Genomic DNA, 13,412 nt, shown 5'->3' with positions numbered 1-13,412 from the left:
CCCCTGCCGTTATGCCGTCGTGTTAATGGAACCGCCGAAGCCGATTTCGCGGATCAGAGTCGTTCTCTCGAGCTCATCCTCAAAGGTTGCCTGATCTTCGATAGCATCGTGTCGACTATGATTCGAATGGCCGCCGCCCTGCCCCGCGTTCGAACCCCGATCCTCATCGCTCATGAAAGAGGTTGAATCCGAAGCCTCATACGGCTGTTGAACCACGTCGATTCGGTCCACCTGAATTCCTTGGCTTTGAAGCGAGCTGCGCAGCATGCCCATCTGATTCTCGATCAATTCCTTGGCCGTGCCGGATTGCGTTACGAATTGAGCGGTCAACTGGCCGTCCTGCATCGAGAGTCGAACGTCTACCGTCCCGAGATGTTCGGGAGCAAGCGTAATTCTCGCTTCCGTGAAGCCGTTGCCGTTCGAGAGAACGAATTGCTTCACCAGATAATTGCCGATCTGCTGGCTGAATTGCTGAACCGGTACTTGAGCGGGCAATGCCGGCTTCGCCGCCGGGATATCCGCCTTCGGCCGAGCCATGTCCTGAGCCTGCAGCGTCCACGCGAACGTCGTGCCGTTATTCTCGGAGGAGTTGCTTTCGTTAGCCGATTGGACGACGGATGAATCCGTCTTTGGAGCGATAGAAGTCGATTCCTGCTGCAGGTTCCAGTAGATAACCGGTTCCTTGAAGGTCGTCGCCTTCCGGTTGTCGACGGCGGCTTGCTGATGAACGGCTTGCGTTGCCGCTTGCTGCTGAACTCCCGTCGTTCCGATCGGTTGCAGGATGCCGACCCGACTCGTCTCTACCGGCTTCTCGGCCTGAGTGTCGAGATTCAAACCTTCGCTTGTCGCCGTTCCGGAAGCGACAATCTGCTTCAATTGCTCGGCGACGCTCTCGAGAGCGTTGGCGTCAAGCTTGCCGTTATGGTTCTTGGCCGCTTGATTCAAGGCTTGCAGCAGCAGCATCAAAGTGCCCGATTGGCCGCCATTCGAAGAGGCCGAAGCTGCGGTCATGGCCGCGTTGTCCCCGTCCGTCTCGAAATTTCCGGTAACGGCATCGGCCGGAATCGTCCAATTCTGAAGCAACGCTTGAAGCGCGGCCAGCAGTTCGTTCAGCGCGTTCTGCGAATCTTCCGAAGACAAGTCTACTCCCTGGGAATCAGAGAGTTGCTGCAGCCATTCGTTCAGAACGGACAAAAGAGAGTCTTCGTCTCCTTCCTTCCCTTCCGTACCGGCTTGTCCAAGGAGAGCCGCGATATTCGTCGGCAAGGCAAATCCGGATTCGGCGGAATTCGATGACGACTGACCGCCTAGCGCTTGTACGAGCACTCCGGCGAAACCGTCTCCTCCGGAGGATTTGGCCGTCCCTCCTTGGCTGGATGCGGATGCGATCAGCGAAGCCGTGTTCGTTACGAGCATGTTCATGTTTTCACCCCCTCTCCCGAAGTCATTGCGAGTCGTTAGATTGGAAGCGACGATTACGGGTTCGCCGGCATCAGCTTGCTGACGAGATCGGCTGTCTTCTTCTTGGCATTATCGTCATCCAGGCTCGCCATGGCCGCCAGGACCTGAGAACGGGAAGCATCGGGAAGCGCGCCGAGAATTCGCAGCGTCTTCGCCTGATTCGTCTGCGACATCTCGAACAGGATGGCTGCCGCGCTGGCAGGCTGCATGGAAGAGAACGTGTTGCTAAGCGCCGAAGTGTCCAGGATGGAAGTGTCCGAATTGACGGATTCCAGCTCCTTGATGCGCGATTGCAAGGCCGCGATCTCTTGATCCTCGACGGAATTAGCGTCCTTTAACCTCGTGGTTACCTCGGCGGCGACGGCGGGAGTCATCTTCTCCAGAATGCGTCCGCGCTGCGTGTCCGTCATCGCGCCCAGCACGAGCGAGGCTTCCTCCAGCGTCATGCTCTCCAAGATAGGAGCCGCCTTGCCCGGCACCATCTTGCCGTACATATCGGCAAGTCCCGTAATTTTCGAATCGTATTGCTCGGAGGTGAGCGTTTTGTCCTGAATTTGCTTGTTCAGCGATTCGATCTGGGTCTGAAGCTGCGCGATCGTCTGTTCGTTCTGAGCCGACTTATCCTTCTCTTGCTGCAGCTCCGATTGGGCGCTGACAAGCTGCGCGTTCAGCTCGTCGATTTTTTTCTTTGCGTTGGAAACCGATAGATCTTCTTCGCTGACTTCCGTGCTTTCCGGTTTGGACGGTTCCGGCAAAATGGAACTGAGCACCGGAATCTTATTGCCTACCTTTAGGGCCGAGTCCCGCAAATCGCCATTAAACAGGAACAACAATACGCCTAGCAGAACGGCTGTAAACAAGATCGGAGTCAGGAAAAAGAGGAACCGCTCGAAGCCGGAATAGCCTTCTTTCTCCGCATTAGCATCCGACACGAAATCCCCTCCTTCTCTGTTTGGATGTTGAACCTGATGGACTCTCTTATCTCCTTGCCGAGGCAGCCGCCCTCATCACAGCCATCTCGTCCAGGGTATTCTGTTCGTTCGCGAGCGCTTGCTGGACGAACAGCTCCTTCGCCCGATCCCGGGCGTTCAGCCACACCTTCTCGTCCACCGTGCGGTCGGCCAGCTTCCTCTGACGGAGACGGGCCGCTTCCTTCGCCTTCCGGACTCCTTCGCGCTGGTGCCGAATCCGCTGCTCAAGCCAGCCTATGTATTCCTGCATTCTTTGGATCTCGAACAAGGAGGTCGGACGCTTCGTCTGTTCCGAGAGAGCCTGGGCCATCTGCTCCAGATCGCGGGTCAAGGAGGCTAAGGTTTCTTCTTCCGCCTTGAGCTTCCCGAGAGAAGCCGCGTATTCCCACTCCGCCATCGACTTCTCGCTGCCTTTCAGATCGACAATCTTCTGAAGGGGATAATGGAACTTCATTGTCGCTCACGACCTCATCTCTTGTAGAAATCGATGATCAATCTCTCCTGCGCCTCCTGAAGAGTCACCTTCTCGGACGTCTTCTGCCGGGTATAGGAGTTGATCGTCTGGATAAACTGGATGGATTTATCGATTTCCGGATTCGTTCCGTTCTGGTACGCCCCAATATTGATGAGGTCTTCCGAATCCTTATAAACGGATAGCAATCGTTTAAGCTGCTCTGCCGAATCCTGTTGATCCTCGGAGACGATATCCTTCATGACCCGGCTAACGCTGGCCAATACGTCGATCGCGGGATAATGCCCCTTGTGCGCGAGCTGCCTGCTGAGCACGATGTGTCCGTCCAGGATCCCCCGAACGGCATCGGCGATCGGCTCGTTCATGTCGTCCCCGTCGACGAGGACGGTATAGAAAGCGGTGATCGATCCGGTCGGTCCGGTTCCCGCCCGCTCCAACAGCTTAGGGAGGGCGGCGAAGACGGAAGGCGTGTAGCCTCTTGTCGCCGGAGGTTCGCCGATCGCCAGCCCGACCTCGCGCAGCGCCATCGCGTAGCGGGTAACGGAATCCATCATCAGCATGACGTTAAGGCCGCGGTCCCGAAAATATTCGGCGATGGTCGTCGCGATCAGAGCGCCTTTCATCCGAATAAGCGCGGGCTGGTCGGAGGTAGCGACGACGACGACCGATCGGGCGAGCCCTTCGGGCCCGAGGTCGCGCTCGATAAACTCCAACACCTCGCGCCCACGTTCGCCGATCAGAGCGATGACGTTCACGTCGGCCGTGGTATTTCGGGCAACCATGCCGAGCAAGGTGCTCTTGCCGACGCCGGATCCCGCGAAGATGCCCATCCGTTGGCCTTGGCCGACCGTGAGCAAGCCGTCGATGCATCGCACTCCCGTCCCGAGCGGTTCGACGACTCTCGGACGGTTCAACGGGTTGCCCGGCGAGTTGTGAGTCGAATAATGGGGCATTCTCGCCGGCAAGCTGGACCCGTCAAGCGGTCTGCCGAGTCCGTCCAATACTTTGCCGAGCAGCTCGGAGCCGACTTGCACGGACAAGGGTCTGCCGGTCGTTACCACGTCGCAGCCGGGACCGACCGAGTGGAGATCGCCAAGCGGCATGAGAAGCACTCGATTGTCCTTAAAGCCGACAACCTCGGCCAGAATGGGAGTTCCTCCCTTATGCGGGTGAATCGTGCATACGTCTCCGATGCTGGCGTCCGGTCCTTCGGATTCGACCGTCAGGCCGATGATCTGGGTGACCTTGCCGTTCACTCGAATCGGATCGAAGCATTCAAGCGCCTCTTCGTACCTAGACACGTCAAGGAGTCTGGACATCGGCATCCCTCACTTCGGCTGGGTAAGCGGCGATTCTCAACAATTCCTCGCGAATGGCGGTCAATTGCGTATCGATTCTCGCGTCGATGCTGCCGAAGGAGGAACGGATGATGCAGCCTCCTTCGCCGACCGTCTGGTCCGGAATGATCTGAAGCTCGGCCTGGGAGTCGATTCCCAGCGACAGCTCGTCCTTCGCGGCTTGAACGAATGCGAATTGAGAAGGAGCGACGCAAAGGGTGATGACCCCTTGTTCCTTGCGCCGGGCAAGCGCCTTGGCGATCAGCTCGATCGCGAGCTCGGGCCTTTCTTCGATCTTGGAGGCGATCACCTTCTCGGCGATCTTAACGCTTAGCTCCACGAGGAAAAGCTCCGCGTCGGCAATGATGCTATCCTTCGTCAGATAAGCTTGCCGGACAATCGAAGTCGCCTCTTGCAGCGTATGCTCCCATCGCTCCCGCATCTGCCGTTCGGCTTGCTCGCTTCCCTGAAGGAATCCCTCTTCATAGCCCTGCTGCCTGGCCGACTCGGCGGTCTGCTCATCCTCTTGCCTGCGCGACTGCCACCATTCCTCGGCTTCCTTGCCAGCTTGCTCCCGGATTTGCTCGGCCTCTTGCCTGGCCGCGATTAGAATGTCTTCGGCTACCTGCTGGGCATCCTGAAGAATCCGTTCCTTCATTGTTTGAGTTTCGACATCAACCGAGGATATTCCTTCGCTATCGCCAGCCGAATCCGAAATATTTCGAGGTTTGGTTGCGAGCCGCAGCTGTTCGATTCGCTTCAGATCCTCTAGAGAGATGACATGGGAGGATTTAATGAGATTAGACAATAATATCGTCTCCTCCGCCGCGAGCGATAATGATCTCGCCCGCTTCTTCGAGCCTGCGAATCGTCGCTACGATGCGAGTCTGCGCTTCCTCCACGTCGCGCAGCCGAACGGGTCCCATGTATTCCATCTCTTCTTTGAACGTGTCCGCCATTCTCTTGGACATGTTGCGGAAGATAGCTTCCCGAACCTCGTCGCTGGCCACCTTGAGCGCAAGCTGGAGATCGGCGTTCTCGATGTCGCGAATGATTCGTTGAATGGAACGGTTGTCCAGATTGACGATGTCCTCGAAGACGAACATCCGCTTCTTGATCTCTTCCGCCAGCTCCGGATCCTGAATTTCGAGAGAATCGAGAATCGTGCGTTCGGTGCCTCGGTCGACGCCGTTCAAGATCTGAACGATCGCCTCGATGCCGCCCGCGTTCGTATAGTCCTGAGTAACGGTGGACGAAAGCTTCTGCTCGAGCACTCTCTCGACCTGCGCGATAACATCCGGCGAGGTGCTGTCCATCAGGGCGATCCTTCTCGCGACATCCGCCTGTTTGTCTTGCGGCAGCGAGGAGAGTACGGCCGACGACTGATCCGGCTGCAGGTAGGACAGCACGAGAGCGATCGTCTGCGGGTTCTCGTTCTGGATAAAGTTGAGGATCTGGGTCGGCTCCGCCTTCCGGGCGAAGTCGAACGGCCTCACCTGCAGGGTCGCCGTCAAGCGATGCAGGATATCGGACGCCTTCTGCGATCCGAGCGCTTTCTCCAGAATCTCCTTCGCGTAAGTAATCCCGCCTTGGGAGATGAATTCCTGCGCCAGACAGATTTGATGGAATTCCGCCAGGATGGCGTCTTTCTCCGCGCTGTCGACTTTGCGAACGTTCGCGATCTCGAGCGTCAACTGCTCGATCTCGTCGTCGCGCAAATGCTTAAAGATTTGAGCAGATACGTCCGGCCCCAGGGTGATCAGCAGAATCGCTGCTTTCTGGCGGCCGCTTAATTGATAATTGCCCGATCCCATCTTAGCCACCATTGACACCTCTATTCATCCACAAGCCATGTCCGGAGAAGATTGACGAATTCGTCCGGTTTGCGCTTGGCCAATCCTTCCAATTGCTTGCGCACTTGGTTCTCGTTCGACACGCTGTCGATATCGATCGTAGGCGTCTCCACTCTCGGGAGATCCACCGCGGCAAGCTCCTGCTCTTCTTTTGCCTTCTGACGGCGCCGGTAGAGAAGATAGCCTCCTCCGCCAAGCAGGGCAAGCGCAATGGCGGCTGCGATCCACATGGTCGAAGGCGATACCGAGAGACCTCCGGAGCTGGCCTCCGCGACCGAGAAAGGTTCCGCGATGACGGATACTCTCTTCGCCAACTCATCGTCCGTCAGGGTCTGGCCCGAATCCGCCAGCAAAGTGCGAACGTCGTTCACGAGCTTCTGCTGAATCGACTGCTGTCTCTCCGGAGTCATTCCTTCCGAATCGAGAGCAACGCTGATAGACAGATCCTTGACCTGATAAGGCGCGAAAGTCGTGCTCGTCGTCACTCGGCTCGGTTCGTAGTTCGTCTGCGTCTGAGTCTTCTCGGAAGAGGAGCCGCTCGATCCGCCGCCGGACGGGTAATTCGCGATATCCGTTTCGCCGACTCCCGCCACGCCTCCGGCCGAGCTGTCCGAACCGGTGTAGGATTCGGCGGAATTGGTCTCGCTGATGATAATGCCCTTGTTGTCGTTGTCGTCAAGCGGCCTGACGAGAGACTCCTGCTGGGTCTTCTGATCGAAGTTGAGCGAGGAGACGACGCTGACCACCATCTTGTCCATGCCGACCATCGTCGACAGGAATTGCTCGGTCTTCGTCTTGATTCCGTTCTCGAACTTCCGCTGAATCTCGAACTGCTGGTCGAGCAGCGTTCCGCTTACCGCGCCGCTGCCTCCGATCTCCGCGGAAGGCGTCAGTTGGTTCGATTGGCTCGTGATCGTAATATCGTCGACGCTAAGGTTGGGAACCGACGTCTTCACGAGATTGAAGTAGCTGTCGATCTCTTCCTGCTTAGGACGGAAGCCCGGCTTGAACGTAAGCTGCACGGAAGCGGATGCCCGTTCCCTGTCTTCGTCGTTCAGGAACACGCTCTCCTCGGGGAGGTTGATCAACACCTTGGCGCGTTGGATTCCCTGCATTCCGAGCAGAAGCTGCTGAACCTCGCCGTTAAGAGCGTTGCGGTACTTGACGTTGAATTCCTGATCGGTCGTGCCGATGGAGGACGAGTTCTTGCTGAGCTCCGAGAAGCCGATCGATCCGTTCTGCACGAGCCCTTGGGAGCCTACGGCCACTTTGACTTTAGCCGCGTCGGCGCTCGGCACCGAGATGCTCGTGCCTCCGTTCTGCAGCTTGTACGGAATGCCGCTGCTGTCCAAATACTCCATGATCGCTTGGGAATCGGTAGAGTCCAAATTCTGAAAAGCGAGCTCGTATTCCGTTCTGGTAAATAAAACGGTTAATAGAATGATAGCGATGATGAGAAATCCGGCCGTCGAAGCCAGCACCCATTTTTGCGTTTTGCTGTATTGGTTCCAGAAGTTTTTAACTTTCTCCCTCGCGCGGGCCAACTTCTCGCTCACGATTCCACCTCACTTGCGAACTTTGCTGCATCGTTATTCTGCGATTAGATGGTTATCCGCATGATCTCCTGATACGCTTCGATAACCTTGTTTCGGATTTGTGAGGTTAGTTCCAGGCTGAGCTCCGCGCGGGAAGCCGCGATCAGCACGTCGTTTACGTCCGCCTGTCCGATTATGAATTGATCGTTCACCGTATGTACGTTTTGCTCTTGCGCCGCCACCCCGTCCAGCGCTTGCTGAAGATAATTCGCGAAGCTTTCGGTAACCTCCGCGGGGGTTGCTGCTTTGGTTGCTTGAGCGGCACTTGAAATTGCGGGTTGTATGGCCGATATAGATGGTATATTAATCATACTAGATCCTCCTAGGAATCAATGGCTGCTCTCTCGAACCGAATTATCGGCCGATTTCCAGAGATTTCGTGAACATCGCTTTGCTGGCGTTCAGCGCGGTCACGTTCGCTTCATAGGAACGCGTGGCCGAGATCATGTCGACCATCTCCTTCAAGATATCGACGTTAGGCATGCTGACCATTCCGTCCGCGTCCGCATCCGGGTGAGTCGGGTTATAAACCAGCTTAAACGGCGTCGAATCCTCTCTGATCTCCGTAACCCGAACGCCCGTCGCGCTTTGCGCGCCAAGCTTGCCGTTAAGAATGTCCGAGAAGCTAGCCTGATCGGGTTCGAAGACGACTTCCTTCCGCCGATATGGTACGAATTCCCCATTCACGTAGCTTGCTCTAGTCGTTTCGGCATTGGCGATATTGGAAGAGATAACATCCATCCGGAGCCGTTGAGCCGTCAGCGCGGAAGCGCTGGTATCAAATCCGCTGAGCTTCACTGAATATCCTCCTTAAAATGTCGATCGAGTTAAGCCTTAAGTCCCCTTAATGGCGGTGCGCATCATTTTGACTTCGTGACTGACCTGTTGAATGAACAAATTGTACCGGAGCTGGTTCTCCGCGATCAGGGCCATTTCCCTATCGATATCCACGTTGTTCTTGCTGTTGTTGAAGACCGTGCTCTCATCCGTCACTATCCGAGCCGAAGGCTGCGAGCCGGAGGAATTGCCGATGACATAGTGCCTGTCATCCGTGCGCGTTCCCGTAAATCCTCCGATATCGGCGGAATTCATCGCTTGCTCCAATAGCTCTTCGAATACGACGTCCGACCTCTTGAACCCCGGCGTATCCACGTTGGCCACGTTGTTGGATATTACCTGCTGTCTCAACGAAGCGGCTTTAAGTGCCCCTTCCAATCTCTGGAACGACGCTCCGCCTAACAAGTCCACTATTAACCGCCTCTTTTCCAATTTAAGTTCGGATTTTTTGCTAAAATTTGTTTAAAAATACACTCGACATTCCATTATTCAACATTCGTAGCGGATAATCCTGCATGTTCGACATGTTTTTTGGGATTCGCCACAATCCGCGTCGATTTCTGGCGAGATTAAAATTTTCTAAGTTCAATCATCCAATATCGTACAAAAAGTGACAATAAGAAAAAAGCCCTATCTTGTTAACAAGACCGGACTTTTGGCAGGCATGGAACATTTTCGGTTAGGATTTGCGGGACTCCAGCTCTTGAAGCAGCTTCCCGTTCAGAATTCGAATGTAAGTTCCTTTCATTCCGAGGGATCGAGTATCGATGACCCCGGCGCTCTCGAGCTTGCGCAGCGCGTTCACGATAACCGAACGGGTAATCCCCGCCCTGTCGGCGATCTTCGAAGCGACCAGAAGGCCTTCCTTGCCTTCCAATTCCTCGAAAATATGGTCGACGGCCTCGAGCTCGCTGAACGACAGGGAGTTGACCGCGATCGTGACGACGGCCTTGCTCCTCGCTTCGACTTCGCGCTCCTCCGCTCTCTCCCGAAGGATCTCCATTCCGATAATAGTGGAGCCGTATTCGGCCAAAATCAGCTCGTCGTCGCCGACATCCGCCTGCTCCTTGGCAAGGACTATAGTCCCAAGACGGTCTCCGCCGCCTATAATCGGAACAATGGTCACTTTCTGTCCGGCGAATGCGTTCTCGACCGGATGGAGCGTTTTGGAAGGGTCTTCATTCGACGCCGTCGAGGTAATCCGCAAAAATAGTTCGTTTGTCTCAGACGGAAAACGAAGCTCGTCCGCGGGATTTTGCCGAAGCCATGCTTCCGCGAACGAAGCGTTCGGAGCCGCCCCGAGAATTTTGCCGCGCCGGCTGACGACGAACACGCCGCCGGCCAGCGTTTCCCGAAGCGCTTCCGCCATGACGCGGAAGTTGAGCGGCTTGCCCGCCGCCTCCTGGAGAAGCGCGTTTAACGATCTCATTTTATTCAACAAACTCATGTTAGCTTTATCCTCCTACTTAACAACCCGCATGGCTTTTTACAGAATATATTGACTTAAATCGCGATTGCTTGCAATGCTGGACAGCTTATCTTTCACGTATTCAGGCGTAATCGCCAGATGCGTAAGCTGAAGCTCGGGCGCTTCGAAGCTTAAATCCTCCAACAGCTTCTCGAGGAGCGTATGAAGCCGGCGGGCGCCGATGTTCTCGGTATTGCGGTTCACGTCCTGCGCCATCCGCGCCAATTCGACGATGGCTTCGTCGGTAAACTCGATTTCGACGCCTTCCGTCTGCAGAAGAGCGGCGTACTGCTTCGTGAGCGCGTTCTCCGGCTCCGTAAGGATACGCACAAAATCGTCGTCCGTCAAGCTCGACAGCTCTACCCGGATCGGGAACCGTCCCTGAAGCTCGGGAATAAGGTCGGAGGGCTTCGCCACATGGAACGCTCCGGCGGCGACGAAGAGCACGTAATCCGTCTTGACGGGGCCATACTTCGTCACTACCGTAGACCCTTCGACGATTGGCAAAATGTCCCGTTGGACGCCTTCGCGGGAGACGTCCGGTCCTTGGCCTCTTCCGTTGCTTGCGATTTTATCGATTTCGTCTATGAATATAATGCCGGATTGCTCGGCCCGCGCGACGGATTCGGCGATCACGTCGTCCATATCGATCAGCTTGCCCGCCTCTTCCACCACCAGCACCTTGCGCGCCTCTTTGACGGACAGCTTACGCTTCTTACGCCTCTTGGGCATGAATTGGCTGAGCATCTCCTGCATGTTGCCCATTTGATCCTGGCTGGGACCCGAGAACATATCGAGCATGGTCGGCGTCGTATCGTCCACTTCGATCTCGACGATCTCGTTCTCCAGGGAACCCGCCTTCAGCTTGGAAAGAGTATCCGAGCGCTTCGTTTGCAGGGAAGGGTCGACCTCCTCCGGCTCCTCGGGCTGGTTGTTCTGCCCGCCGCCGAACAGCATCTCGAACGGATTCCGCTGCGACTTCGGCTTCGCCTGCGAAGGCACCAGCAAGGCCGCAAGCCGCTCGTTGGCCGCCTCCTCCGCTTTGTCCCGGACTTTCTCCGTGCGTTCTTCCTTGACCATGCGAATCGCGGTTTCCACCAGATCCCGGACCATGGATTCGACATCGCGGCCGACATAGCCGACTTCGGTGAATTTGGTCGCTTCGATCTTGATGAACGGCGCATGCACGAGCTTCGCCAGCCTGCGCGCGATCTCCGTCTTGCCGACGCCCGTAGGCCCGATCATCAGGATATTCTTCGGAACGACCTCGTCTCTCATCGCTTCCGGCAGCTTGCCTCGGCGATACCGGTTTCTAAGCGCGACGGCGACGGACCTCTTCGCTTGCTTCTGGCCTACGATATATTTATCGAGCTCCGCGACGATCTGGCGGGGCGTCCATTGATCACTCATCCTAATCCCTCCGATTCTATTCGCTCTTAGAGTTCTTCCACCACGAGGTTATTGTTCGTGTATACGCAGATCTCGGATGCGATCTGCAGGGCGTTCTTCGCGATCTCCTTAGCCTCCAGCTGCGGAGCATGCCGCTTTAGCGCGCGCGCCGCGGACAGGGCGAAGCTTCCGCCGGAACCGATCGCCAGAATGTCGTCATCCGGCTCGATGACTTCCCCGTTGCCCGACAGCAGCAGCATGCCGGTGGCGTCCACGACGATCATCATCGCTTCAAGACGGCGAAGCACCCGATCCGAGCGCCAATCCTTGGCCAGCTCGACGGCCGCGCGCTGCAGATTGCCGTGATGCTCTTCCAGCTTGCCCTCGAATTTCTCGAACAGCGTTATGGCATCGGCGACGGATCCCGCGAAGCCCGCCAGCACTTGGCCGCGGTATAAGCGGCGAACCTTCTTGGCCGTATTCTTCATCACCATGCTGTTGCCGAACGTGACCTGCCCGTCTCCCGCAATGGCTCCTTTGCCGTTATGGCGCACCGCGCATATCGTCGTGGCGTGAAAAGACATCTCCATCTTCGTTCCTCCTCCATGAAGTCGTTCCAATAATTCCCTTAGTCGTTAAACGCGGCGAAGCAGCCGGCGCTCGGACCGGCTGCCGCTGCTTCAATGGGCCTTAATGTCGCTAGGACTCTGAATGCTGCTTTTGAATTGCTCGATCGCTTCCAGCGCGCGAGCCGCGATCTTGTCGTTCTTCTCTTTTTTGCTGCGCACGCGATGATCAAGCGGAGGGAAAAGACCGAAGTTCGCGTTCATCGGCTGGAAGTGGCGGAAATCCGCCGTCGTGATGTACTCGGCCATGCTTCTGAGCGTCGTCTCCGACGGCAGCGGAAGCAGCTCCAAGCCAAGCGCGAGCCGGCCGGCGTTCAATCCCGCGATCAAGCCGGACGCGGCGGATTCCACGTACCCTTCCACTCCCGTCATCTGCCCCGCGAAGAAGAGCGTGTCTCGGCCGCGGAACTGGTAGGTCGACTTCAGCAGGCGAGGCGAATTGATGAACGTATTGCGATGCATGACTCCATAGCGGACGAATTCGGCATTCTCCAATCCCGGAATGAGAGAGAATACGCGCTTCTGCTCGCCCCATTTCAGGTGAGTCTGGAAGCCCACCAGATTGTATAGCGTGCCCGAAGCGTTATCCTGGCGAAGCTGGATGACCGCATGCGGCTGCTTGCCCGTATTCGGGTCGACGAGCCCGACCGGCTTCAGAGGCCCGAACAGCATCGTCTGCTTGCCGCGTCCCGCCATGACTTCGATCGGCATGCAGCCTTCGAACACCATGTTTTTCTCGAAGTCCTTCACTTCGGCCGTCTCGGCCGTCGTCAAAGCTTCGTAGAACGCTTCGAACTGCTCTTCGGACATCGGACAGTTCAGGTAAGCCGCTTCGCCCTTATCGTACCTAGAAGCAAGGAAGACCTTGCTCATGTCGATGGAATCCTTCATCACGATCGGCGCCGCCGCGTCGAAAAAATAAAAATATTCTTCGCCGAGCAGCTCGCGGATTTGGGCAGAAAGCTCGGGCGAGGTAAGGGGACCGGTCGCGATGACGACGATTCCGTCCTCCGGAATTGCCGTGAATTCCTCGTTCACGACCGTAATGAGCGGATGCTCCCTTAGCCTCTTCGTCACTTCCCCGGAGAAGCCCTCCCGATCGACCGCGAGCGCGCCGCCGGCCGGCACCGCATGCTTGTCGGCCGCGGATAAGATCAGCGAGTCCAGACGTCTCATCTCTTCCTTTAAAACGCCGACGGCGTTCGTCAGCCCGTTCGCCCTCAGGCTGTTGCTGCAGACTAGCTCGGCGAATTGTTCGGTGTGATGCGCCGGCGTCCGGCGCACGGGACGCATCTCGTATAAAGTGACGGGAACTCCCTGGGAAGCGATCTGCCAGGCGGCCTCACTTCCGGCGAGTCCCGCTCCGACGACGGTGACGTGTTTGTTCTGAACCAACTTGAGTA

At 56.7% G+C, this 13,412-nt stretch carries 14 protein-coding genes; all 14 read right to left on the bottom strand.

Going from position 1 to position 13,412, the window contains the following annotated elements; genetic code table 11:
- Positions 1–9: 9 nt before the first annotated feature.
- Complete coding sequence (locus H7B67_RS21475; protein ID WP_185121911.1) at positions 10–1,422, bottom strand: flagellar hook-length control protein FliK; 1,413 nt, start codon at positions 1,420–1,422, stop codon at positions 10–12.
- A 53-nt stretch (positions 1,423–1,475) separates the two neighbouring features.
- Positions 1,476–2,393, bottom strand: coding sequence for a MotE family protein (locus H7B67_RS21470; RefSeq protein ID WP_185121910.1), 918 nt, complete (start codon positions 2,391–2,393; stop codon positions 1,476–1,478).
- 46 nt (positions 2,394–2,439) lie between these two features.
- Positions 2,440–2,886, bottom strand: coding sequence for a flagellar export protein FliJ (gene fliJ, locus H7B67_RS21465; protein WP_185121909.1), 447 nt, complete (start codon positions 2,884–2,886; stop codon positions 2,440–2,442).
- Positions 2,887–2,900: 14 nt separating this feature from the next.
- Positions 2,901–4,223, bottom strand: coding sequence for a flagellar protein export ATPase FliI (fliI, locus tag H7B67_RS21460; protein ID WP_185121908.1), 1,323 nt, complete (start codon positions 4,221–4,223; stop codon positions 2,901–2,903).
- A complete protein-coding gene (gene fliH, locus H7B67_RS21455; protein WP_185121907.1) occupies positions 4,207–5,049 on the bottom strand; it encodes a flagellar assembly protein FliH in 843 nt (280 codons plus the stop codon). Before fliH ends, fliI begins: the two co-directional genes overlap by 17 nt.
- Positions 5,042–6,055: a flagellar motor switch protein FliG gene (fliG, locus tag H7B67_RS21450; RefSeq protein ID WP_185122306.1), complete on the bottom strand. Its 1,014-nt coding sequence runs from the start codon at positions 6,053–6,055 to the stop codon at positions 5,042–5,044. The genes fliH and fliG overlap by 8 nt, the downstream gene beginning before the upstream one ends.
- A 20-nt stretch (positions 6,056–6,075) precedes the next feature.
- Entirely contained in the window at positions 6,076–7,650 is a 1,575-nt protein-coding gene (gene fliF / locus H7B67_RS21445) for a flagellar basal-body MS-ring/collar protein FliF (protein ID WP_185121906.1), read from the bottom strand.
- Between the two features lie 44 nt (positions 7,651–7,694).
- Entirely contained in the window at positions 7,695–8,000 is a 306-nt protein-coding gene (gene fliE / locus H7B67_RS21440) for a flagellar hook-basal body complex protein FliE (RefSeq protein WP_185121905.1), read from the bottom strand.
- A gap of 43 nt (positions 8,001–8,043) precedes the next feature.
- On the bottom strand, positions 8,044–8,430 hold the full coding sequence (flgC, locus tag H7B67_RS21435; protein ID WP_245363428.1) for a flagellar basal body rod protein FlgC: 387 nt from the start codon (positions 8,428–8,430) through the stop codon (positions 8,044–8,046).
- Between the two features lie 93 nt (positions 8,431–8,523).
- Entirely contained in the window at positions 8,524–8,937 is a 414-nt protein-coding gene (gene flgB / locus H7B67_RS21430; RefSeq protein WP_185121903.1) for a flagellar basal body rod protein FlgB, read from the bottom strand.
- A gap of 268 nt (positions 8,938–9,205) precedes the next feature.
- Positions 9,206–9,973 carry a GTP-sensing pleiotropic transcriptional regulator CodY gene (codY, locus tag H7B67_RS21425; protein ID WP_185121902.1) on the bottom strand — a complete coding sequence of 256 codons (768 nt, stop codon included), beginning with the start codon at positions 9,971–9,973 and terminating at the stop codon, positions 9,206–9,208.
- Positions 9,974–10,012: 39 nt separating this feature from the next.
- Positions 10,013–11,404 carry an ATP-dependent protease ATPase subunit HslU gene (gene hslU, locus H7B67_RS21420; protein WP_185121901.1) on the bottom strand — a complete coding sequence of 464 codons (1,392 nt, stop codon included), beginning with the start codon at positions 11,402–11,404 and terminating at the stop codon, positions 10,013–10,015.
- Between the two features lie 26 nt (positions 11,405–11,430).
- The gene (gene hslV, locus H7B67_RS21415) at positions 11,431–11,973 is read right to left on the bottom strand and encodes an ATP-dependent protease subunit HslV (protein WP_185121900.1); all 543 of its coding nucleotides are present in this window, start codon (positions 11,971–11,973) and stop codon (positions 11,431–11,433) included.
- Between the two features lie 90 nt (positions 11,974–12,063).
- Positions 12,064–13,404 (bottom strand): FADH(2)-oxidizing methylenetetrahydrofolate--tRNA-(uracil(54)-C(5))-methyltransferase TrmFO, encoded by a 1,341-nt coding sequence (trmFO, locus tag H7B67_RS21410; protein ID WP_185121899.1) that lies wholly within the window; start codon positions 13,402–13,404, stop codon positions 12,064–12,066.
- Between the last annotated feature and the right edge of the window lie 8 nt (positions 13,405–13,412).

It is taken from the genome of Cohnella thailandensis (assembly GCF_014212135.1).
GTDB classification, from domain to species: Bacteria; Bacillota; Bacilli; order Paenibacillales; family Paenibacillaceae; genus Cohnella; species Cohnella thailandensis.
The sequence above is the reverse complement of the archived record's forward strand: the minus strand, read 5'-3'. Positions and strand labels throughout refer to the sequence as shown.

Coding starts and splice junctions, on each gene's coding strand:
- H7B67_RS21475 (WP_185121911.1), bottom strand. CDS start 1,422: ATGAACATGCTCGTAACGAACACGGCTTCGCTGATCGCATCCGCATCC.
- fliJ (WP_185121909.1), bottom strand. CDS start 2,886: ATGAAGTTCCATTATCCCCTTCAGAAGATTGTCGATCTGAAAGGCAGC.
- fliI (WP_185121908.1), bottom strand. CDS start 4,223: ATGTCCAGACTCCTTGACGTGTCTAGGTACGAAGAGGCGCTTGAATGC.
- fliG (WP_185122306.1), bottom strand. CDS start 6,055: ATGGGATCGGGCAATTATCAATTAAGCGGCCGCCAGAAAGCAGCGATT.
- fliE (WP_185121905.1), bottom strand. CDS start 8,000: ATGATTAATATACCATCTATATCGGCCATACAACCCGCAATTTCAAGT.
- flgC (WP_245363428.1), bottom strand. CDS start 8,430: ATGGATGTTATCTCTTCCAATATCGCCAATGCCGAAACGACTAGAGCA.
- codY (WP_185121902.1), bottom strand. CDS start 9,973: ATGAGTTTGTTGAATAAAATGAGATCGTTAAACGCGCTTCTCCAGGAG.
- hslU (WP_185121901.1), bottom strand. CDS start 11,404: ATGAGTGATCAATGGACGCCCCGCCAGATCGTCGCGGAGCTCGATAAA.
- hslV (WP_185121900.1), bottom strand. CDS start 11,973: ATGGAGATGTCTTTTCACGCCACGACGATATGCGCGGTGCGCCATAAC.